Annotated in this window: 21 protein-coding genes and 1 riboswitch; of the genes, 15 read left to right on the top strand and 6 right to left on the bottom strand. The window is 33.1% G+C overall.

Annotation, left to right across the window (positions count from 1 at the left end):
* The first annotated feature begins 49 nt into the window (after positions 1-49).
* Complete coding sequence (fni, locus tag KA845_RS01210) at positions 50-1,090, top strand: type 2 isopentenyl-diphosphate Delta-isomerase (protein WP_021459711.1); 1,041 nt, start codon at positions 50-52, stop codon at positions 1,088-1,090.
* 72 nt (positions 1,091-1,162) lie between these two features.
* Here fni and KA845_RS01205 read toward each other — a convergent pair whose 3' ends face one another.
* A complete protein-coding gene (locus KA845_RS01205; protein WP_002510298.1) occupies positions 1,163-1,771 on the bottom strand; it encodes a DNA-3-methyladenine glycosylase in 609 nt (202 codons plus the stop codon).
* A 234-nt stretch (positions 1,772-2,005) separates the two neighbouring features.
* Here KA845_RS01205 and KA845_RS01200 point away from each other — a divergent pair, with 234 nt between their 5' ends.
* From KA845_RS01200 to KA845_RS01185, 4 genes are all read left to right on the top strand, one after another.
* Positions 2,006-2,584 carry a DUF805 domain-containing protein gene (locus KA845_RS01200; protein WP_100218114.1) on the top strand — a complete coding sequence of 193 codons (579 nt, stop codon included), beginning with the start codon at positions 2,006-2,008 and terminating at the stop codon, positions 2,582-2,584.
* Positions 2,585-2,705: 121 nt separating this feature from the next.
* Positions 2,706-3,605: an ABC transporter ATP-binding protein gene (locus tag KA845_RS01195; RefSeq protein ID WP_103388524.1), complete on the top strand. Its 900-nt coding sequence runs from the start codon at positions 2,706-2,708 to the stop codon at positions 3,603-3,605.
* Positions 3,598-4,833 carry an ABC transporter permease gene (locus KA845_RS01190; protein WP_002510295.1) on the top strand — a complete coding sequence of 412 codons (1,236 nt, stop codon included), beginning with the start codon at positions 3,598-3,600 and terminating at the stop codon, positions 4,831-4,833. Before KA845_RS01195 ends, KA845_RS01190 begins: the two co-directional genes overlap by 8 nt.
* 316 nt (positions 4,834-5,149) lie before the next feature.
* Complete coding sequence (locus tag KA845_RS01185; RefSeq protein WP_021459706.1) at positions 5,150-6,169, top strand: aldose epimerase family protein; 1,020 nt, start codon at positions 5,150-5,152, stop codon at positions 6,167-6,169.
* 179 nt (positions 6,170-6,348) lie between these two features.
* On the opposite strand, the gene KA845_RS01180 is transcribed toward KA845_RS01185, so the two are convergent.
* Entirely contained in the window at positions 6,349-7,002 is a 654-nt protein-coding gene (locus KA845_RS01180; RefSeq protein WP_031266797.1) for an MOSC domain-containing protein, read from the bottom strand.
* A gap of 198 nt (positions 7,003-7,200) precedes the next feature.
* Between KA845_RS01180 and KA845_RS01175 the strand changes: the two genes are divergently transcribed.
* Positions 7,201-7,884 (top strand): ribose 5-phosphate isomerase A, encoded by a 684-nt coding sequence (locus KA845_RS01175; RefSeq protein WP_002510292.1) that lies wholly within the window; start codon positions 7,201-7,203, stop codon positions 7,882-7,884.
* Between the two features lie 74 nt (positions 7,885-7,958).
* Here the strand turns inward: KA845_RS01175 and sdpC are convergent, their stop codons facing one another.
* Entirely contained in the window at positions 7,959-9,164 is a 1,206-nt protein-coding gene (gene sdpC, locus KA845_RS01170) for a peptidoglycan release complex CPBP-like subunit SdpC (protein WP_002510291.1), read from the bottom strand.
* A 260-nt stretch (positions 9,165-9,424) separates the two neighbouring features.
* Here sdpC and hutG point away from each other — a divergent pair, with 260 nt between their 5' ends.
* A complete protein-coding gene (gene hutG / locus KA845_RS01165; RefSeq protein WP_167867844.1) occupies positions 9,425-10,357 on the top strand; it encodes a formimidoylglutamase in 933 nt (310 codons plus the stop codon).
* On the opposite strand, the gene KA845_RS01160 is transcribed toward hutG, so the two are convergent.
* A complete protein-coding gene (locus KA845_RS01160) occupies positions 10,347-11,222 on the bottom strand; it encodes a LysR family transcriptional regulator (RefSeq protein ID WP_002510289.1) in 876 nt (291 codons plus the stop codon). The genes hutG and KA845_RS01160 overlap by 11 nt on opposite strands.
* Positions 11,223-11,445: 223 nt before the next feature.
* Here KA845_RS01160 and hutU point away from each other — a divergent pair, with 223 nt between their 5' ends.
* The 6 genes from hutU (at position 11,446) to KA845_RS01130 (ending at position 19,005) form a co-directional block, all read left to right on the top strand.
* Positions 11,446-13,113: a urocanate hydratase gene (hutU, locus tag KA845_RS01155; protein WP_002510288.1), complete on the top strand. Its 1,668-nt coding sequence runs from the start codon at positions 11,446-11,448 to the stop codon at positions 13,111-13,113.
* Positions 13,106-14,344 (top strand): imidazolonepropionase, encoded by a 1,239-nt coding sequence (hutI, locus tag KA845_RS01150; RefSeq protein WP_002510287.1) that lies wholly within the window; start codon positions 13,106-13,108, stop codon positions 14,342-14,344. The genes hutU and hutI overlap by 8 nt, the downstream gene beginning before the upstream one ends.
* A gap of 414 nt (positions 14,345-14,758) precedes the next feature.
* The gene (locus KA845_RS01145) at positions 14,759-15,880 is read left to right on the top strand and encodes an amidohydrolase (RefSeq protein ID WP_002510286.1); all 1,122 of its coding nucleotides are present in this window, start codon (positions 14,759-14,761) and stop codon (positions 15,878-15,880) included.
* Positions 15,881-16,175: 295 nt separating this feature from the next.
* On the top strand, positions 16,176-16,787 hold the full coding sequence (locus tag KA845_RS01140) for a flavin reductase family protein (protein ID WP_021459703.1): 612 nt from the start codon (positions 16,176-16,178) through the stop codon (positions 16,785-16,787).
* A gap of 83 nt (positions 16,788-16,870) precedes the next feature.
* A riboswitch (SAM riboswitch) is annotated at positions 16,871-16,974 on the top strand.
* Between the two features lie 71 nt (positions 16,975-17,045).
* Complete coding sequence (locus KA845_RS01135) at positions 17,046-18,347, top strand: Na+/H+ antiporter NhaC family protein (protein ID WP_002510284.1); 1,302 nt, start codon at positions 17,046-17,048, stop codon at positions 18,345-18,347.
* 142 nt (positions 18,348-18,489) lie between these two features.
* A complete protein-coding gene (locus tag KA845_RS01130; RefSeq protein WP_002510283.1) occupies positions 18,490-19,005 on the top strand; it encodes an SRPBCC family protein in 516 nt (171 codons plus the stop codon).
* Between the two features lie 170 nt (positions 19,006-19,175).
* Here KA845_RS01130 and KA845_RS01125 read toward each other — a convergent pair whose 3' ends face one another.
* On the bottom strand, positions 19,176-19,937 hold the full coding sequence (locus KA845_RS01125) for a MurR/RpiR family transcriptional regulator (RefSeq protein ID WP_002510282.1): 762 nt from the start codon (positions 19,935-19,937) through the stop codon (positions 19,176-19,178).
* Positions 19,938-20,146: 209 nt separating this feature from the next.
* On the opposite strand from KA845_RS01125, the gene KA845_RS01120 reads away from it, so the two are divergent.
* Positions 20,147-21,742 (top strand): alpha-glucoside-specific PTS transporter subunit IIBC, encoded by a 1,596-nt coding sequence (locus KA845_RS01120; RefSeq protein WP_002510281.1) that lies wholly within the window; start codon positions 20,147-20,149, stop codon positions 21,740-21,742.
* 253 nt (positions 21,743-21,995) lie between these two features.
* Here the strand turns inward: KA845_RS01120 and KA845_RS01115 are convergent, their stop codons facing one another.
* Positions 21,996-22,532 carry a hypothetical protein gene (locus KA845_RS01115; RefSeq protein WP_002510103.1) on the bottom strand — a complete coding sequence of 179 codons (537 nt, stop codon included), beginning with the start codon at positions 22,530-22,532 and terminating at the stop codon, positions 21,996-21,998.
* A 242-nt stretch (positions 22,533-22,774) separates the two neighbouring features.
* On the opposite strand from KA845_RS01115, the gene KA845_RS01110 reads away from it, so the two are divergent.
* Entirely contained in the window at positions 22,775-23,689 is a 915-nt protein-coding gene (locus tag KA845_RS01110; RefSeq protein ID WP_002510102.1) for a bile acid:sodium symporter family protein, read from the top strand.
* Positions 23,690-23,719: the final 30 nt, after the last annotated feature.

Here is a 23,719-nt window from a genome sequence, read left to right as displayed (position 1 = left end):
GTTTGAGTTATTTGCAATATGAACCATCAAGATGAAAGTGGGGACGAAAGTGAGCGACTTTAAACGAGAACAAAGAAAGAATGATCATGTAGAAATTGCTATGGCGCAAACTGATGCTAAATTATCTGATTTTGATGAAATGAGATTTGTACATCACTCCATACCCGATATCGATGTTAAAGATGTCGAACTGACAAGTGAATTAAGTGATTTCACTTTAGACATTCCAATCTATATCAATGCTATGACAGGTGGTAGTGATTGGACAAAGCAGATTAATGAAAAATTAGCTGTTATTGCACGTGAAGCGGGTCTAGCAATGGCTGTAGGTTCTACACATGCAGCGTTACGTAATAGTAAAATGGCTTCATCATTTAGTGTAGTAAGAGAGACTAATCCAGAAGGAATTATCTTTAGTAATGTGGGCGCTGATGTCCCTGTAGACAAAGCTATAGAGGCCGTTGACTTACTCAATGCTCAAGCGTTACAAGTCCACGTGAATTCACCACAAGAGTTAGTTATGCCAGAGGGCAATCGTACTTTTTCAACATGGATGGATAATTTAGCTCGTATTGTTTCACGTGTTGATGTACCTGTTATAGTCAAAGAAGTTGGTTTTGGTATGAGTAAAGAAACAATACGTCAGCTTCAAAAAATAGGAGTGCGCTATGTTGATGTTAGTGGTAGAGGTGGCACCAATTTCGTAGATATTGAAAATGAAAGACGTTCACTTAAAGATATGAATTATTTATCAAATTGGGGTCAAACAACGGTAGAATCATTACTAGAAAGCACATCTTTCCAGAAAGATATGAATATTCTAGCTAGTGGTGGGGTACGTACGCCATTAGATGCAGTGAAATGTCTAGCGTTAGGTGCAAATGCAGTTGGAATGTCACGTCCGTTCTTAAATCAAATTGAAAATCATGGTATTACCGAAACATTAGAATATGTCGACCAATTTGTAGCACAAATTAAAACGATAATGACGATGCTTAATGCAAGAACAATAGAAGATTTAAAACAATCTCAACTCGTTTTTAGTCCAAAGTTAGAATCTTGGATTAACCAAAGACAGTTGGAGTTATAATGAAATAAATTAATAATAGAGCTTGGAACATAATCAATGTTCCAAGCTCTATTTAATGTCATTAAAAAGCAATTATCTCCAAGTATCTTGAGGGGGTAACATATCAGATTTTCTCATATGTGAAACATACGGGTTTCCTCGTACGGTATAACGCAATGGTTTATAGGTCCAATCGCCTTTATTTGGAATGCCAATGCGACGGCTTGAAATTATTGCTTGAGGATATTTGCGATTTTTGGTATCGATTTCTAATCTACCTTCATTCAGTTTAGAACCATCTAAATATCGAGGTATATTGAAGGCTTTAGTCCATTTACCCGGACCATTTGTTAAATCTATACCACTTTTACCTCGATTTGCTGTCATAGCTTCTACACCTTCTTCAGGTTCAACTGCACGAATAAGTACGCCTTCTGGAATATTTTCCAGTTGTGTTACAAAATTGATAAGCAAATGTGTATGCATAACGTGAGCATAGATTGTACCACCTTCTTTATAAAGTGATTCTACTTTAGGAGTACGTTTGCTATTAAAACCATGAGCTGCTTGATCAACTACACCTAAATATGCCTCTGTTTCGACTATATAGCCACTATAGGTTTGCTGTTTGTCATGGTATAGTACACGAACACCTAATAAATCTTTTGCAATCGTTATTGTATCTCGCTGTATAAAGTCCAAATGTTAGCCTCCTTGTTAATCATTATAATTAATGCAAAAATATTTGTAAGTTAAATGTTTTCGATAAATATATATAGATATAAAAATGTTTGGTATACTATCTAAAATAAACAATTTAAGATATCAAGATAATCAAATTATTGTACTTTAACATAATATATTAAATTGTAGCTGCAAGCAAAGAAGTTAAGCAGCTATATAACGTGCTTAATTTACTTATTTAGGAGTGGAATGATGACACAAAAAATCAGTTTTGGCAGGGCATTTAAATTGTTTTGGCGTAATTATGTTAATTTTACAGGACGATCGAGACGAAGCGAATATTGGTATATGATTATTTGGCACTTAATTTTCATGGTTCCAGCTATTGTAATTGGTGTAATTAGTATACTTTTAATAATTATGGGAATAGTAACAGAGGCCGAAGCCATGACAGCTGTAGGCATAGTATTATTACTATTAATGATAGGTTATGGCTTACTATACGGCATTGCAACATTTATACCTAATTTAGCACTACAAGTAAGACGTTTTCATGACACGGATAGAACGATGTTCATACCTATTTTAGCGTCAGCACTAGGAATAACATTTTATATATTTGTTAATACTATCAATTTAATGGATCCAAATTTTGAAAACGTATCAAGTTGGGTTCTATTAAGTTTCATGTACATAACGATCCAGATACTAGCTATTTATCAAATAGTAATATGTTGTTTCGATAGCGTTTCGAAAAATAACAAATACGGCGTGTATCCGAAAGATATGATTAAACATGAGGCTAGTGTTTATCATAAGGATGACTACTAACTGGATTAGACAAAAGCATTTATCAACAAAGAATTCACTGTGATAAATGCTTTTTATTGTAAAAGTATAAAAATCAATAAGCTTAACATAGATAATAAAAAATAGAAGGAGTAGTTGCGTAATGACATTGCAAATCAATGGTGTCACAAAAAAATATAAATCGGTCACGGCAGTTAATGATATATCTTTAAAGTTAGAAAAAGGGAAGATGTTAGGATTTTTAGGTAGAAATGGGGCAGGTAAAACTACGACTTTTAGGATGATCTTAGGTTTGACCCCCATTACTGAAGGTTCCATCACTTACAATAATCAAATTATAGATAAAAAATTGTACGATAAAATTGGCTACCTACCTGAAGAACGTGGATTACATCCTAAAATGAAGGTATATGATGAATTGTTTTATCTTGCTACGTTAAAAGGTATGAAATCTCAAAAAATCAAACAAGCTATTGATTATTGGTTAACACGTTTTGATATTGTCCAAAATAAAGATAAGAAGATTGAAGCTTTATCAAAAGGTAATCAACAAAAAATACAATTATTGGCGAGTATGATTCATGAACCTGATTTATTAATATTAGACGAACCTTTTAGTGGGTTAGACCCAGTCAATGTTGAATTATTGAAATCAGCAGTACAAGATATGAACGACAGCGGCACTACTATCATTTATAGTTCACATAGGATGGAGCACGTAGAAGAATTATGTGATGATGTATGCATTATGAACCAAGGTCAATTAGTAGTTGCAGGACCGATTGATGAAGTGAAAAAAAATCATGGCAATAAGCGTGTGATAATAGAAACGGACGCTGAAATGTCTGAGATAGATAGTATTCCAGGTGTTAAAGAAGTTACGAGAACAAAACGAGATATCAAAGTTGAAATTGACAATGAAGCAGTGGCAACAGAAATTTTTGATATTGTAACTTCTTATGGCTTTGTGAAACGGTTTGAAGTGGTGGAACCATCATTAAATGAAATTTTCATTGAAAAAGTAGGTGATTATAATGGATAGATTTTTAGCTACTTTCAAGTTGACTTATATAAATAAAGTTAAAACTAAGTCATTTTTAATTTTTACTGGATTAGTAGTATTGCTTATTTTAGTAGCTGCTAACGCAAATAAAATTATAGATTTTTTCGATGATGGACCAGATGAAATTGGTGTTGCTACAACGAACAGTGACATATATAAAGTAATAAAAGAGCAAGGAGACCATATAAATAATGATGCCAAATTTACTCGAGTCTCTTCAGCAGATTTAAAAAAACAAATCAGGTCAGAAAAACTTAATATGGGTTATGTCATTACCGAAGAGAATAATAAATTGACCGCTAAAATTTTAAGTAAAGATTCTGTAGACCAAGAAGATAAACAAAACTTAGAGACAGTATTGACGACAATCCAAACTCAAATGACTGCGGCCCAACTTAATTTATCACAAGCTGAGTTAAAGGAACTACAAAGTAAAAGTAAAGTTGAATCAGAAATGGTTTCAACAAATAAAGATGATACAAAATTAAGTGAAGCACAAAAATCATTTAATATTATTGTAGTTTATGCTGGGCTTATGCTTATGTTCTTTATTATTATTAATTATGCTAGTCAAATTGCCATGGAGATTGCTACAGAGAAAACATCGCGTGTAATAGAAATGATTATCACTAGTGTTTCGCCCATCACACACATTTTAGCTAAAATTACAGGTGTCATTGCGGTAGCGTTAACTCAAATTGCGATATTTGTCTTAGTAGGTATTCTAGCCTTTTTCGCTTTTGATATGAGTGAGATGTTACAAGGTTTTGAAGTTAAACCTAATGAGTTAACACTTCAAATAGTTATTGTAGGAATTATTAATTTGATTATTGGTATACTATCATATGTCATCTTGGCCGCTATACTAGGCTCTATCACATCTCGTATTGAAGACATTAATCAAGCGTTAATGCCTATGACCTTAATAAGTATGATAGCGTTCTACGTTTCCTTATATAGTGTAATGAACAATGATACGCTATTAACGAAAATAACAAGCTTTATTCCGTTATTTTCACCATTTGTAATGTTTGTGCGTGCTGCTTCACCAGAAGTACAACTTTGGGAAATCGTTGTTAGTATTGTGCTCGCAATTATAGTAACTATTATTTTATTATGGATTGCTATTAAAAGCTATAAGGATTCTGTCCTTAGCTTTGACAAAAGTGCTGCTACGGCAATGAAAAAAGTGTTTGGTAAACGATAATTCAATTTATTAATTTGTAAAAATTTACAAATAGTATAGATTTATTTTGAAATTAATTGTTACAATGTATTTAACTAACAGTAAAGGAATATGAAGCAAAAATTAAGCTTTTACTTAGCATCTCGGTTTAAAGTCATCATTGTGAAATCGTTCAATACAGACGACATGTTTTAGGAAAGGGCATGTAAGTGTGTGTTAAGCTTGCTATAATAAGTATCATGATTTTATTGTTAAACAATTTCTATCTAATTATCGACGTCAACAAGTTGTCTTTAGGCATTGATGCAGGTGTTAGTCTGAAAGGGAGTAATTGAAGATGTTTGCTACAGTTGAAAAACAAAGAAATGGGATAGTACTAATTAATATTGATAATGAAGAAACCAAGATAGTCTTTACTAATTACGGTGCTCGTATAGTATCTTGGAAGTATGACGATAACAGCATTGTGTTAGGAAATATTGTGGAAGCGGATGAATTCTACGAACCTAATCCATTTTTCTTTGGGGCTACAGTGGGACGATACGGTGGCCGCATTGCTAACGCTACATTTGAGTTAGATGGTAAAACATATCATTTAGAGCACAATGATGGTGCTCACAATATTCATGGGGGTACTAACGGTTTAGATTCACGCTTTTTTGATTATCAAATTGAAGAACAAGTTGGTCAGATTAAAATCATTTTTACAACCCAAATTAAAAGTACAGATGATTATTTCCCAGGTGATATTGAATTAAAAGTTATTCATACTTATGATATGGATCATAAATGGACGATAGAATACGAAGCAACAACTACCGAAAAAACACTATTCAATCCTATGAATCATGTGTATTTTAATTTAAATAGAGACAATAATATGATTGATAATCATTATATAAGTAGTAATAAATTAGCAATGTACCCATTAGGTGAAGACAATATAGTTAACAGTACCGATACTATAGATTTGTCTACTATATTTAATAGTAATAAGATTCAATTTAAAGAGCTTTTTACAAGTGAAAATCCTAAAATCAAACAACAAATGGACATGTTTAATGGTGTTGATCATCCTTTTGAAGTTGAAAATGGTGAAATGGCAGTAGAAAATAAACGTTTTGTATTACAAGTAAAGACAGATATGCCGAATATTGTTATTTTTACTTTTAATGATACTAGTAGTTGGGATAGTGACTTCAATATTTATAAAGCACATTCTGGTTTTACATTGGAAACACAATGTATCCCTAATGATATAAATCTTTATGGTGACAAAGCACCGTCTATTATTACACCAGATCAACCATATTACTCTAAGACGTCATATAAAATATTTGAAAAAGCAGACATTTAATAAGTAAATGAGTATTATAAGACACGATTAAAATAAAACACTTTAAAAGAAGCTTGAGCAAAATGTCGCTCGAGCCTCTTTTTTTTATGCAATAAATGATATGTACTTTACATCAGCTTTCATTTAGATAAGTTAGCAGAACGGTAGCATTAATTAATAGTAACAATCGCGCAGTAATTTTATAGTTGTTGAGCTTTGGTTAATAATCGTTGTAATTTGTCGATACGTGCGGTTGTTAAATAAGGGTTTTGAAGTGCATAAGTTAATTTAGAAATATTATTGCGATCATTATACATAAGGTGATTGAGCTCAAAAACAGAAAGCAACGTATCATCAGGAGCTTGCTGAATTAAATGTAAGTTATCATCTGGAGCGACATAGCCCTCTTTTAACACTCTAAAATAAAATCCAGTTCTTCCTGAACTAGACATACGTTTTACTAAATCTGGAATTTGATATTTCGTTTGAATTTTCCAACAAGGTTCTCTTATTTCAGAAACTTCAATGATTGCAGAACCGAGTTGGTATTGATTACCAAAGTAAGTTGTCTTTTCATCCATATGTTTAGCAGTTAAATTTTCTCCAAACATCGCGTAATCTGGTAATTCTGTGATATCATCTTGCCACATTTGATAATTTGATTTACTGAATAAGCATAATGCTTTGTCTGGACCACCATGTCCTTTATAAGCTTGTTCATCGTCGCAAAAACCAGTTGTCGTAAGCCAGCATGTATCTGTGAATACTGTTTTGTTTAAAGCAGATTGCATTTGCTTTTTACCGTATGTGAGGGTTTCGATTTTACCAGTTGAAATGGCATTTAATTCATAAATCATAGTGTAACCTCCTTGTATCGTTACGCTTTATTGTATAGGAAGAAACGGTAAAATCATAGATGAAAAAAATAAACGCTTAAATTGAGTGAGCATCTACTGGAAGTTTTCAGTTGGCTGTTTTTAGTTTATATCTATATCTTTTAAAAATTCTAATGTACAATGATATTAAAAGAATGGTTATAAAGGGGCAACAATATGAATAAAAAACAGTTGAAGATAAGTACATTTAGTGATGCTTTAAGCCAAATTACAGATGGTATGATATTGGGTATTGGTTCTGGTTCAACGATTGAACTCCTTGTACCTAAAATTGCTGAAAAAATTGAGCATGAACAACTGTCAATTACTGGCGTATGTACTTCTAACAAAACTGCATATATTGCAAAAAATTTAGGTATGCATATTATAGATGTAAATGATGTCGACTATATTGATCTCGCTATTGATGGTGCAGATGAAGTGGATCCACAGCTTAATTTGATTAAAGGTGGCGGTGGAGCACTATTTAGGGAAAAAGTAATAGATGCTATGGCAGAGCGATTTATTGTTTTAGCAGATGATTCTAAGTTAGTGGATTATCTTGGTGAAACATTCAAATTACCCGTAGAAGTTGATAAATTTAATTGGTTATTAGTGGCTAAGAAAATAGAGGCTTATGGCCAATTACAAGTGGAAAGACGACTGGCTAATGACATTCCATTTGTTACGGATAATGGTAATTATATATTAGATATAACGCTAAATCATACAATCGATCCATATGAGATGCATGAGTTTTTAATTCACTTAGTAGGTGTATTAGAGACTGGATATTTCTTAGATGTCACAGACCAAGTAATTATTGGCACACAAAATGGTGTAAATATTATTAATAAATAAAGAAAGCATGTGTTTTGAATAGTTGTATCAATAACTATTTCAAAACACATGCTTTTTGTATTGTAACTATGAAATTATCTTCGATTACGTCGTTTACTTTTCAAAAAGAATGATGAACGTTGATTTTGAGTTTCTGTGTTGTCGTTTGTAGGTTCATCATCTGTTGATGTTTGACTTTCATCTTCGTTAAGCGAAGGTTCTATTTCTTCTGATTGATGCAGTTGATGAGATGTTGTTTCAGTATCATTAGCGACATTTTTCGCAATGTTGTTATCTTGGCTAGCAGTAGCTACTGTTGATGAAGTATCGTCATTTTCTTGATGAGTAGAATTCATTTCATCTTGCTCATCATGAACGGTAGACGATGTATCGGCAGAAGCTGGTTCATAGTCATTTGTTGCTTGTTCAGTTTCTGCTGGCGTGTCATTCACATCTAAATGTGACTCGTCATCTAGGTGATCCATATAGTTATTTTCTTCAATTTCATCTAAGTTTCTTTTCGTGAAGAAGTATAATATAACTCGTATAATCATAGTAATTAGTAAGTATACAACACCAACTGCTACAGTTGATAAGGCAATCACTTTCATAGCAAAGACATTGCCTAGCTCTTCATTAAATAAAAATACTAAGCCAAATGACATAACAAAGTGGAACAGTGTAGCAATATAAATTGTTCTACCTTTCGTACCTCTAATTAATTCGCCAATAATCATTGAAAAAGCGAATGTATATAAGAAGTTATATGCAGCGAATGTCATACCGAAACTAAGGTTTAAGTTCCAGATTGAATATAGAATCCCTACAAGAATTGATGCGAAAAAAGTATAAATACGATTTTCTACAATGTTTTGTAAGTAAGAACGGAAGCCAAATTCAATTAACATTGCTGTGATTAATTGTCCGATAATTACAGTAGTTAGAGAAACGGAAAAGTCTTCTGCTTGTAATAAAATAAAACTATCAGCAAGAATATTAAAACTAACCATTGCAACTGCTAAAATAGTTAACGGTAAAATTAATGCTAAAAGGATACGTTCTATTGTTTTTAAACCAATGGTAAATTTTAAACCGCCTAATTGAAGACGTTTATGTTTGAAAATTAATAAACAGAATAGAGCACCGATAAATGGAGCAATAGCTGTTATGTCAAATACGAAAGATTTATAAGGTAAACTACCTTGGAAATCTTTGAGTATAATAGGTAGTACGTATGCAATGATAAAGAACAGGAATACAATCATTGCCCACTGAAAACCTGGTATACGTTTATTATTCATTTATGTAACCTCCATAATAGGTATGAAAAAAATCATTTAATGGTAATTATACAGATTTAGCTGTTAGAAATAAATCATTAATCAAAAATATCATTGAAATGTAATAGTTCTGATGATTTATTCATATAAGTGAAACAATTTGTATTGTAATCAATGCATTAAACGCACATTGTAACGGGTAAAAGAAATTTAGGAATTGAATTCAAAAAAATGTAAGCGTATACTTTAATTGTTCATTTAGTTTTTAAAGGGGGAGAACTATGTATAAGTTACCTGATACTGAGCTTTGGACTGGCAGAACAGATAGTGCAACAAATCAAGAACACTTTAGGCATTTCCAAACAATAAAGTTTGGTGATTTAACACAACAATTAAATATTAATGAAAAACAAGGTGTTGGATTATTAGGTTACGCTGTTGATAAAGGTGTAGAGCTTAACAAAGGTAGAATGGGTGCTAAAGAAGGACCAGATGCTATAAGGAAAGCTTTTGCCAATTTACCTGATCTTAGTCAATGTTCCATTTGTGATTACGGTAATGTTGAGCATCATGAGAGTCAACTAATAAAAACACAACAAGAGTATGGCCATTTAGTTGCAGAATCTAATAGTCGCCATAAGCAAACGTTTCTCTTAGGTGGCGGTCATGATATAGCATATGCGCAATATTTAGGCGTGAGAGAAGCGTATCCAGATGCTTCAATCGGTGTTATTAACATTGATGCGCATTTTGATACAAGGGAAGAGCAGAGTTCTACTTCGGGTACAAGTTTTCGACAAATATTAGAAGAAGATGATAATACTGCATATTTGGTACTTGGTATTCAACAAGGGGGCAATACAGCAGCACTATTTAATTATGCGGATGCTAAAGGTATACAATATGTATATGCCGACGAGTTATTACACCAATTATCACCACCAATTAAAGATAAAATAGAACGTTTTATACATCATCATGATGTCATTATGTTCACAATATGTATGGACGTCATTGATAGTGCCTTTGCACCAGGAGTCAGTGCTACAGCAGTGCTAGGACTTTATCCGAACCTAGTATTAGAAATGGCCAAAAGAATTATACCTAGCGAAAAGGTTTCAACGATTAGTATCGCCGAAACCAATCCTCAATATGATGTTGATAATAGGACAGCAAAATTAACAGCTAACTTTTTCCATCACTTTATTTTATGACGTTCCAATAATCTTTACAGTGATCTACCAACGAAAGCACACGTTCAGAGTGCTTTCGTTTTTTGTAATAATTAATAAAAATTGTGCGCCCAAGTTTTGGTTTAATCTCAATTGCATCTAAATTGTTAGCATTGAATGACTGATAATAAAATCTTGGAATAACAGCGTAACCTAAACCACGATGTACAAAATTTGTAGCAGCTTCAAAACGGTCAGCCTCAATAACGATGTTAGGATGAATATTCATACGCATGAAATAATCATCTAAATGTTTGCGTACTTGTAAACCTTTAGAAGGTAATATTAGTGGTAATGATTTGATAATAATTGTACGTTGTTGTTTAAAAGCATTTTGTGGTGTAAGTAAGACATACGATTCTTCATATAATGGAATAGACTGTATGTCTTCATGAGTGATTTGTTCATTGGTTAAAGCTAAATGTGTTTCAAAATTTAACAAGTGCTCTAATATAATCGCTTGATCATGTACTTCCGAGATTTGATAAGTTTGGTTTGGAAAAGTTGAACGGTGTGTCGTTATGATTTGAGATACCCATTGATTTGTAGATTCCAGAATGGAAAATTTAATTTTAGGGACTTCACTAATATTTAAATCATGCATTTTCTCCATTGTTTGATGGTAGTTTTGTACTAGGTCAACAGCATAGTTATAAAATTGGATACCTTTTTCTGTAATTTTGATATCTTTTGTCGTACGCGTAAATAAATCGTAGCCTAAATCTGCTTCCATTTTTTTGATCGTAGCTGTTAAAGAAGGCTGGCTTATATGTAAAAATTGAGCAGCTTGTGTAAAGTTATTGTATTTTACTATAGCTAGAAAATACTCTAGTTGAATTATTTTCATATACATAACACTCCTAACGTTTATTTATAGTTTTAAGTTATGAATCATTAGTTTATTAATATTGGTTATCTATAAATAATCATAATATACTTAAGTCATAAGGTACATAAATTTTATCTGTTGTAAACACAAAGCATATTAATAAGGGGTTTGCTTTCTGTAGTCGCTGGACATGACTATACATGACAACTGTAATTAAACAGAGGAATGGAGTGGAATAAATATGAGAAAAATCCAAGCTAAAAAAGGGTTAGATATTGAATGTAAAGGTTGGGAACAAGAAGCGGTATTGCGTATGCTGTATAACAATTTAGACCCAGAAGTAGCAGAGCGACCTGAAGATTTAGTTGTCTATGGCGGTATTGGCAAAGCAGCTAGAAATTGGGAAGCATTTGAAGCAATTGAAGAAACATTACGTAATTTAGAAGCGGATGAAACTATGTTAGTCCAATCTGGTAAACCTGTTGCTGTATTCAAGACACATGAAGAAGCACCAAGAGTATTACTGTCAAATTCAGTATTAGTTCCTGAATGGGCGAACTGGGAGCATTTTAATGAATTGGATAAAAAAGGATTAATGATGTATGGACAAATGACAGCTGGTAGTTGGATATATATTGGCTCTCAAGGAATTGTACAAGGAACTTATGAAACGTTTGGTGAGTTAGCGAACCAACATTACAATGGTAAATTAAATGGAACGGTAACACTCACTGCAGGACTAGGTGGCATGGGTGGTGCTCAACCATTAGCAGTAACTATGAATGGTGGTGTCGTAATCGGTGTCGATGTCGATGAATCTAGAATCGATAAGCGAATTGAAACGAAATATTGTGATGTTAAAACGGACAGTTTAGACGAAGCGCTAAAATTAGCTGATGAAGCAAGAACGGCTGGCCAACCATTATCTATTGGTTTAATAGGCAATGCTGTTGATGTTCATAAAGCAATTTTAGATAAAGGTTTTAAAATTGATATTATCACGGACCAAACAAGTGCGCATGACCCATTAAATGGTTATATACCACAAGGGTATTCAATAGAAGAGGCAAAAGCACTTAGACAGAAAGATCCTAAAGAATATGTTAAAAAATCTGAACAATCTATGGCACAGCATGTAGAGTTAATGCTAGCATTTCAACAAAATGGTGCTATTGCATTTGATTATGGTAATAATATAAGACAAGTTGCATTTAATAATGGTGTAAGTAATGCATTTGATTTCCCAGGATTTGTTCCTGCTTATATAAGACCGTTATTTTGTGAAGGTAAAGGGCCATTTAGATTTGCAGCATTAAGTGGAGATCCAAAAGATATTGAACGTGCAGATGAGGAAATGAGAAAATTATTCCCAGATAACGAAAAATTAAATCGTTGGCTAGACTTAGCAACGGAAAAAATTGCGTTCCAAGGGTTACCATCTCGAATTGCATGGTTAGGTTATGGTGAACGTGCAAAAATGGGAGTTGCATTAAATAAATTAGTACGTGATGGCGAGATTTCGGCACCTGTTGTCATTGGTCGTGATCATTTAGACTCTGGTTCAGTAGCTAGTCCTAACAGAGAAACTGAAGGTATGCAAGATGGATCAGATGCAGTTGGTGATTGGGCTATTTTAAATGCACTTGTGAATACTGCTGCAGGCGGTTCTTGGATTTCATTCCACCATGGTGGTGGCGTAGGAATGGGCTATTCTCTACATGCTGGTATGGTCGTAGTCGCAGATGGTTCAGAACGTGCAGAAAAACGTTTAGAACGTGTATTAACAACTGATCCAGGCATGGGTGTTGTGAGACATGCAGATGCTGGATACGACAAGTCTGTAGAAGTGGCAAAAGAGAAAGGTATTCATATTCCAATGATTACAAAAGAGGTGACACATAATGAATGATTTAGTTATTCAAAATATTAAACAGTTAATTTTACCAAAAAAAACAGACAAACCATTAAAAGGGCAAGAGTTAAATGACTTAGAACTCATTGAAAATGGGACAGTTGTAGTTAATGATGGCAAAATTGTTTATTCTGGTCCTTATACTACTGAATATGAAGCGACAGAGACAATTGATGCTAGTGATAAAGTGGTATCACCTGCGCTTGTTGAAGCACATACGCATTTAGTACATGGAGGTTCTCGTGAGCATGAGATGTCTTTAAAAAGACAAGGTGTATCTTACTTAGAAATTTTAGAACAGGGTGGCGGTATTTTAAATACAGTAGATGCCACTAGACAAGCGAGTGAAGCGGAATTATTCTCTAAAGCTGAAAAAAACTTATTAACTATGGTTCAACATGGTGTGCTTACAATTGAAAGTAAAAGTGGATATGGCTTAGATAAAGAAAATGAATTAAAACAATTAAAAGTATCCAATCAATTAGCTGAGAAATATAATTTAACTATGAGACATACATTTTTAGGGCCACATGCAGTGCCTAAAGACGCAACGTCTAATCAAGCATTTTTACAAGAAATGATTGACTTATTACCAGAAGTTAAACCATATGCTGACTTTGCCGATATATTTTGTGAGACAGGCGTCTTTACTATTGATGAGTCTAAAGCATATATGGAAGCAGCTAAGCAACAAGGTTTTAAAGTGAAAATTCATGCAGATGAAATTGATCCATTAGGTGGTTTGGAATTAGCTATTGATGAACAAGCGATTTCTGCAGATCATCTTGTAGCATCTAGCGAAGAAGGCAAAGCAAAATTACGTGATAGTGATACTGTAGCTGTGCTATTACCTGGAACAACGTTTTATTTAGGTAAGGAACAATATGCAGATGCACGTGGCATGATTGACAATAATGGTGCGATTGCTATTGCTACTGATTTTAACCCAGGAAGTTGTGTTACTAACAATTTACAACTTGTCATGGCTATTGCTTCCTTAAAATTAAAGCTTTCTGCAAATGAAATATGGAATGCAGTAACTGTAAATGCGGCTAAAGCCATTGACGTTGATGCCGGAACTATTGATAAAGGTGACAAAGCGAATATTGTCATTTGGGACGCACCTAATCATGAATATGTTCTTTACCATTATGGTATTAATCATGCTTCTAAAGTTATAAAAGACGGCAAAGTTATTGTAGATAATCAATATCAGTTACAAAATTAATATAAAGAGCTATGGGACAAGCATAATCATAGCATGTTATTGAAGCAACGATAAACATGTAAATGATTTATGCCTGTCCTATTTTTAATGTTAAATTTTAAATTCCGCTAACTATGATAATATAAAGAACATAAATTAATTTACATAGTCTCTGTTTAAAACTACGAATGGGAGTAATTTAACGTTTTAACATGTGCTTGTTGGAAAAAATAGCTTAGCTTTTTAACGAGCAAGTTTAAACTATTCGTTATTACTTCTTGCTATAATAGGCTATAGTAAATAAAAGCGATTGATTTAGTCGGTTATTTAATAAAAGTAGTTATGTGTATAAATGGAAAGCTGTTTTAAGGCAGAATAAGAACTATATGTTTCTATAAAATATACACATCGACAATATCAAAGGAGTGAGAAGGGATGACAAGTTTTGATGATTATGTAAAATGGAGACGTCTTTTTCATCAATATCCTGAAGTATCAGATTATGAATATGAAACAACTAAAAAAATTAGAACTATTTTGGAATCATATGATATTAAAATATTAGATTTGCCGTTGGATACAGGTTTAGTTGCTGAAGTCGGACAAGGTGAGCAGTTTATAGCGGTACGTACTGATATAGATGCTTTACCTATAATTGAACAAGTTGAACATGATTTTAAATCGACTGCAGAAGGCGTAATGCATGCTTGTGGTCATGATATTCATATGGCAAGTATTTTAGCCGTAGCAATAAAACTTAAAGCTATGGAAACGCAATTAAATGGTCGTGTACGCATTATTTTTCAACCTGCAGAAGAAATAGCACATGGCGCATATAGTATTACTAATACTGGAGCATTGGAAGGTGTGAAAGCAGTATTAGGTTATCACAATTATCCTTCATTAGCTGTCGGTGAATTTGCTATCAAACAAGGAACGGTGACCTCAGCAGTAGACCGTTTTGAAATAACAATCCATGGTAAAGGTGCACATGCTGCTAAACCTGAACAAGGTAATGATCCAACAATCGTCTTAGGCCAACTCATTACTAGTATTCAATCAATAGTAAGTCGGAATTTATCTGCCTTTGATCAAGGTGTCGTGACTATCGGTGAAGTGTCTTCAGGTAATACATGGAATGTAATTGCTGACAATGCTTATGTACAAGGTACAGTACGTACGTTTGACGCGGAAGTACAACATTTAATAGAACAACGTTTACAACAAATATGTGATGGCCTTGCGCAAACTTTTGATGTGGAAATTGAGCTAACTTATCATAAACTACCGGGAGCAGTGGTAAATGATGAACAACTAACACAGGATGCTATCGATGTGGCTCGTAACGTTGGTTATAACGTCACAATAATGGATAAACCGTTAACTATAGGAGAAGATTTTTCAGGTTTTTCAAACCAGTACCCAAGTGTATTTGCATTTATTGGGTCAGATAGTATGTATGATTTACATCACCCAAAATATGATCCGAACGAAGAAATATTACGATTAGTACCTGATTATTTTGTAGCATTTGTCCAAAAATTATTAAACGAATGAATGGTATAATATGTAATTGCTACCAGCGTTTTGGGGTAAACAAAAGTATAAAAATTTAATAGGCGAGTGTGTTTATGTCTAATATAAATCTAAGAATTAAATTTTCTAATGCTGATTTACTACAACAAGAATAATTAGTACGGGAATACCCCTTGATTTATGGCGGTAAAATGTCTTATCAAGGTTATGAAATTCTATTGGTATACAAATAGATTAAACATAAGAGTAACTTGTATTAGCATTGAATTTTGTTAGTATTTGGAATCGCTTATTATTGAATTAGGAGTATGAACAAATGAAAAGAATTGACCCACAAGGATTAACTAAAAAACAGAATTATAAATTATTAAGTGGTAGTGTCATTCCGAGACCCATTGCTTTTGTCACGACTCAAAGCGAAACCGGCGTAATGAATGCAGCACCATTTAGTTTTTTTAACGTGGTGAATAGTGCGCCCCCAATGATAATGATTTCAACAACGCGAGCAAATGGGAAAAGAAAAGATACCTCAGTAAATATAGAGCAAACCGGACAATTTGTTGTTCATATTACAGATAATAATATTGTAGAAGAAGTAAATAAGACGGCAGCTCCTATTGCTATAGAATTAAATGAATTAGAAAGAACATCATTAAATCTTGTGGATTCTGAAGCAGTAGATGTACCAGGGATTGCACAAGCTAAAGTACGTATGGAGTGTAAGTTGGATAGAATCATCCCACTAGGTGATAAGCTTGAAGGTTCTGATCTTATTATTGGTGAAGTAGTCATGTTTCATATAGCTGATGATGTATATTTTGAAGACAGTAAAATAAACCCTGACACTTTACAAGCTGTTAGTAGATTAGCTGGTAATGATTATGCTCACATAGGTGAAACATTTACGATAATTAGACCAAACAATTAATTTTATAGTTACTCAGTTAATAGTTTAGCTACAAACTGTTGACGTACTATCTAAAATGTTGTAACGTAATAACGAATTTAAATAGCTTATCAAGAGAAGTGGAGGGACTGGCCCTAGGAAGCTTCGGCAACATGGTAATGCGTGTGCCAATTCCAGTAGCAGCAAACATACTGCTAGAAGATAAGATGACAAGGTCTAATGCCGCTCTTTTCTTCAATAAGGAAAGAGCTTTTTTAATATGAAGAAAGTAGGTTAGTTATGAGTAAATTACAACAAGGTAGTTTTTGGGCACTATCGCCATTAATAGTATTTGTACTATTATTTTTAGGCGTTGGTATTATTACAGGTGATTTTACTACGATGCCATTAAATGTAGCAATTGTCATTGCTTCAATTTTTGGTTTGGTACAAAATAGGAAAAAGCCATTTGGTGAAAAAATAGATATTTTTACAAAAGGTGCAGGTCATCCTAATATTATTTTAATGGTGTTGATCTTTATTTTAGCGGGTGCCTTTTCACAAACAACGGAAGATATGGGAGGCGTACAATCTACTGTTAATCTCGGATTAACATTGATACCTGAGAATTTATTAATTGTAGGGTTGTTTGTAATTTCGATGTTTGTATCGATTTCAATGGGGACATCAGTTGGTACTGTTGCAGCCATTGCCCCAGTAGGTTTTGGACTTAGTCAAGCGACAGACATATCTTCAGCAATTACTATGGCTACAGTAGTAGGCGGTGCCATGTTTGGTGATAATTTATCTATGATTTCAGATACTACTATTGCAGCAGTACGTACTCAAAAAACAAAAATGAGCGACAAATTTAAAGTCAATTTTAAAATTGTTCTGCCGGGTGCACTCTTAACTATTATCGCGCTATGGTTTTTGACACAAGGTACACAAGTTGCTGACACAAAAAATTATGATTTTAACTTTATTAAAGTATTGCCTTATCTTATGGTCTTAATTTTAGCGATAGTAGGGGTTAATGTTGTAATTGTGTTAATAGGTGGTACGTTATTATCAGCAATTATAGGTCTGATTGATGGTTCATTTAAGTGGACGAGTTTATTACAATCTATTTCTAAAGGTATTATAGGTATGGAAGATATTGCCATCATTGCATTAATGATTGGTGGACTTGTAGCACTTATCCAACATAATGGCGGCATTGCATGGTTATTGAATTTTGTTCGGAATAGAGTGAAATCAAAGCGTGGGGCAGAGTTAGGTATAGCTGGTTTAGTAAGTACAGCTGATATTTCTACAGCTAATAATACAATTTCAATATTGATGGCAGGCCCATTAGCAAAAGATATTGCTGACGAGTATGATGTGGATCCAAGAAAATCCGCAAGTATTTTAGATATTTTCGCTAGTTGTTTCCAAGGAATCCTACCATATAGTCCACAACTTATTGCTGCTGCAGGTGTAGCAAAAGTATCTCCATTAGAATTGGTGCCATATAGCTTTTATCCAATGCTATTAGGTCTTTGTGGCTTAGTTGCTATTTTCTTAAAACTACCAAAATTAAAACCAAAAACACAAAAGTAGCGATTACTTTGACGTTCTAGTGTTTTGACGATAAAATATATTAGTTAATAACTATAACTACTAATTTTATTTGAAACGTTACAGTTTTGAATTGATGAGTATTACGGTAAGATAAAGGTAAGATTAAAGGTAGGTGACTATTTTGGCCAAGTACAACATTGAGAATGATAATGTGCAAGTACAATTGGAACGATTGTTTAAAGTTGAACCAGAATTGGTATATCAAGCTTGGACTGAGCAACAATTTTTGAAACGTTGGTTTATGACTTCTGAACGGACGAATCAAAGTATAACAATTGATGCGCGTGAAGAAGGTAAATATGAAATTGTTGATGTACGCAAAGGGAAAGCAAATAGAGTCCAAGGGACATTCGTTACCCTTGAACCGCATGACTATATTGAAATGACAATCGGCATGCCAGAACTGAGTGATGGTGAAGATACTATTCAAGTTGAAATATTTGAGCGTGAAGCTGGTATTACACAAATGCTATTTACGTATAGTGCGATAGTTCCTAAAGAGCGACGATTGACGCAATTAGAATATAAGCAAAAGAAAAAAGAATATCATGATTCAACAGCTCATGGTTTCGAAATGTTATTCGATAGGCTACAGGAAACAATTGAAGACTATCGTGAAAATTATAAAAATATTTAAAGAATAAATTAAAATTATAGTGCGCGGAATATAAATACAACAATTTAGTATATATAAATAGGTGACTATATGCTGAACACATTTATATACTAAGTATTAGCAATCTAGTCACCTTGATAATAGACGAAGCAATATGGCAGACAGTAATGTTTGATATCGCTTCGTCTTTTTTATGTGAAATTTTGTTGCACCATACGTTCGTGGTATTTGCGTAGTACAGTTTCAAAAAATATATGATAGCTAATAAAGCTTGAATAATCGGTACCATCTGTTAAATAGAAAGTATTACTAGAAACATAAATATTATAATTGGCTTTTTGTGCTAAATTGTTATCTTTTAACGTTGTGATAGAAAAGAAATATTTTTGTCTCACTTGCAAATAATTGGTGATCTCGGTTAATTGCTGTGATTCACCTGATAAAGAAATAATGAAGAAAATATCTTTATTTGTCGATTTATTTAATATCATTTTAAATTCATGAATATCATGTAAGACTATTACATTTTTATGGATAGTTAATAGTATACGTCGAGCTTCCTGTGCTACGTTCATTTGAGCTAAACCTGTACCATATAAATAAATCGTGTCTGCGTGGTAGATTTTATCTGTAATTAAGTGATAATCCACACGTTCCAAGTATGAGAATGTATTGGATATTTCTTGTTTGAATTGGTCTATGGAATCGGATGGTAACTGTGAGGGATGTTCTGTTTCAAACTTTAAGTATGACTTGAAATCACTATAACCATCGAATCCTAATTTTTTAGTAAACCGGTGTATTGAAGCATTGGAAGCATGCGTACGTGCAGCAAGCTCTTGGATTTTCATAGTTTTACATTCTCGTATATGTGTATTTACATAATGTGCAATTTGTATATCGTTATCGTTTAACTTTTCGAAATTGTTATTTAAGCGTTCGTCTAGTAACAACGCATTCACCTCTTCATAATTGAAAATATTTCCTTCATTTGAAAATATAATCTGATTATACAAAAGATTTCAATTTTAAGTCAAACCCTTGTTTATATGTAAGCGTTTACCTTAAGATGTTGTTAAGACATACAACTTGTATACGGTCAAAGTTGTAAATAACAGTATTTGATTAATGAGATTTAATTTTATGAATTGGGGTGGCAGTAATGAATGCTATAAAACGTTTTGGTAGTGCCATGATTGTACCGGTACTTATGTTTGCTTTCTTTGGTATTGTACTAGGATTTGCTACATTATTTAAAAATCCAGCAATTATGGGAAGTATAGCAGAGGATGGAACAACTTGGTTTAAAATATGGTCAGTGATTGAATCGGGTGGCTGGACAATTTTCAATCATATGGAAATTGTGTTTGTAGTAGGTTTACCTATTTCACTAGCTAAGCGAGCACCGGGACATGCTGCGTTAGCTGCATTAATGGGATATTTAATGTTTAATACTTTTATTAATGCGATTTTAACGCAATGGCCACATACATTTGGTGCCAATTTAGAAAAAGGCGTAGAAAACGTTACAGGATTAAAAGCTATTGCCGGTATTGAAACATTAGATACAAATATTTTAGGTGGTATTATTATTTCCAGTATAGTGACTTGGATACATAATAGATACTACAATAAAAAATTACCTGAAATGCTAGGTGTCTTCCAAGGATTAACGTTTGTAGTAAGTATTTCATTTTTTGTTATGCTTCCTATGGCGTTGCTTACTTGTATTGTATGGCCTACGATTCAAGCTGGTATAACATCATTACAAGGATTTATTGTAGGCTCTGGTTTTATTGGCGTCTGGTTATTCCATTTCCTAGAACGGGTGTTGATTCCAACAGGACTACATCATTTTATTTACGCTCCAATAGAAGTAGGACCAGTAGTAGTAAATCATGGTTTAAAAGCAGAATGGTTTAAACACGTTAATGAATTTGCCAATAGTACTAAACCATTAAAAGAACAGTTTCCATACGGCTTTATGTTACAAGGTAACGGTAAAGTATTCGGATCAATTGGTATAGCGTTGGCAATGTATTCAACTACACCTGCTGAAAACAAGAAGAAAATTGCAGCTTTACTTCTTCCAGCAACATTAACAGCTGTGGTAGTAGGTATTACTGAGCCATTAGAATTCACATTCTTATTTATTGCTCCATATTTATTTGTATTACATGCAATCCTATCAGCATCAATGGATACAATTATGTATGGCTTTGGTTTAGTAGGAAACTTTGGTGGCGGACTTATTGATTTCTTTGCTACAAATTGGATTCCACTAGCACAAAACCATTGGTTAACTTATGTTATCCAAATAATTATTGGTTTAATCTTTACAGGTATATATTTTGTAGTATTTAGATTTTTAATATTGAAATTTAATATACCATTACCAGGTCGTGATAAAGAGAAATCAGAAGTGAAGTTATATAGTAAGCAAGATTACAAAGAAAAACAAGGTGCTAATGATTCTGTTTATGCAGCTACAGGCGATGAATATACTGATAAAGCGAATTACTATTTACAAGGATTGGGTGGCGCAGAGAACATTAAAGATGTCACAAATTGTGCGACGAGATTACGCTTAACAGTGAAAGACCAAGAAAAAGTAGAAGATAATGATTACTTTATTCATAATCAGATGGCACATGGATTAGTAAAAAGTGGTAAAAACGTTCAAGTTATTGTTGGAATGTCAGTACCACAAGTAAGAGAAGCATTTGAAAATATGGTATTTACTGAAGATGAAGCATAATAAAAGTAGAGTGAGACAGAGATCTAATGGTAATAAAAAGTTTTCGTGGTCTCCTCTCCGTCTATAATGACTAAAGTAAAAAGATTAAGTTAAGCATATTTTCAGTTCGGTCATCTATGGGCATTATGAAAAGAGACTGGGACGAATTAATTTCGTCCCAGTCTCTTTTTGTACTTAGTTTTTAGCACGGTTACGTTAAAGTTCAAGTAATTAATGTAACTTTAAATTGATGTTATACAATAAACGTAAATTATTACGATATATGTGATTTCATTTTGTGTGCAACGCGTGGAAAATAAATTGCTTTAAGTATATCAATATTACGGATAGCAATGTGATAAATAATTTTTGAAAATGTATCAGCAGAACAGTGTAAGTTAATGCGATTTTTTGTGAATGTATAGGATAGAGCTTCTGTATTGTCTAACACGTTAATAATATCTATAACTTTATCTTTGATGAATGCATCATTTAAACCATCAATTTGTAATTCAAAGCGCTTTGAAGATAATGGCAATTGAGTTGAATCGAATAATGTATCGAGTTCTGATGAAGTTAAAATTTGAAAGATTGTGTAGTTGTGCAGACTGAGATAAGTGATAACATATGGTAACTGTTGCTTCGGTAAAATAATTTCTACTGTGTAAATTGAGTTATTCTTTTTTATTGAGTGTTGTATGGACTTACAAAAAGTAATCTGGCGCAATAATTTTAATAACTTATTACGTTGTTTGCGCTTTGTTAATTCCCCAATATTTAAGATATAAGTCTCAGTTTTATCTATAAACATCAAAACCCTCCGAACTGAAAAATAATATATGAAGTGTAATTAGCATAATATTTTAATGGAGTTTTATTTTTTACCCATTTCTAATTCTATTAAATTGTACCACTCTTTTTTCTTTCTGACACTAGGTCTTTGGAATGAACAATATAAATCTAAATCTTTGCAATTTTCTGAAAACGTATTGTGCTAAATTCTAAAATGTGATACATTTTTCTTTATTACTATTAAAAGGGAAGTGTTGAATGATGTTAACAAAGGTAAGTAGATTCGCAACCAACACATTCTTGTTCTGGATGTTACTCGCTGCCATTATAGGTTTTGTCTTTCCAGCGCAATTAGCGACAGTGAGTCAATTTGTACCTTATTTATTAGGGATTGTTATGTTGGGGATGGGGTTAACTATTGACCCTAAAGATTTTAAAATTATTTTTCAAGCACCGCGTGCTGTTATTATAGGCGTCATACTGCAGTATACAATTATGCCCATAACTGCATTTGCCATTGCTAAAATATTTAATTTACCACCTGAGATAGCTATCGGCGTCATTTTAGTAGGATGTTGTCCGGGGGGGACTTCGAGTAATGTTATGAGTTATTTAGCGAATGCCAATGTAGCATTATCAGTAGCGATAACAAGTGTCTCTACATTATTAGCACCCATTATCACACCAGCTTTAATCTTTCTATTTGCTAATCAATGGTTAGAGGTTTCATTTGGAAGTATGTTGTGGTCAGTGGTACAAGTAGTATTAATACCTATTATTATTGGTTTTGTTTTACAGAAACTATTTAAGAATCTTGCTACAACTACTGCTACTGCATTACCCATTGTCTCTGTGGTAGCCATTTCGCTTATTTTGGCCTCTGTTGTCGGTGGCAGTAAATCACAAATATTACAAACTGGCTTACTGATTTTTGGAGTAGTTATACTGCATAATATTATTGGCTATGCTTTAGGTTATACATTTGCTAAACTATTTAAATTAGATAGAGCTGATAAAAAGGCAGTATCGATTGAAGTAGGTATGCAAAATTCTGGATTAGCTGTATCTCTGGCAACAGTCCATTTTAATCCGTTAGCAGCAGTACCTGGAGCGGTATTTAGTTTGATACATAATATATCGGGTCCTATTTTAGCTAGATATTGGTCTAAAAAATAACTAAGTGACTTTATACTAAAATAATGTATG

It is taken from the genome of Staphylococcus sp. GDX8P114P-2, from assembly GCF_017892945.1.
In the GTDB taxonomy this organism is placed as follows: Bacteria; Bacillota; Bacilli; order Staphylococcales; family Staphylococcaceae; genus Staphylococcus; species Staphylococcus arlettae.
This window is presented reverse-complemented; position numbering and strand designations above follow the sequence as displayed.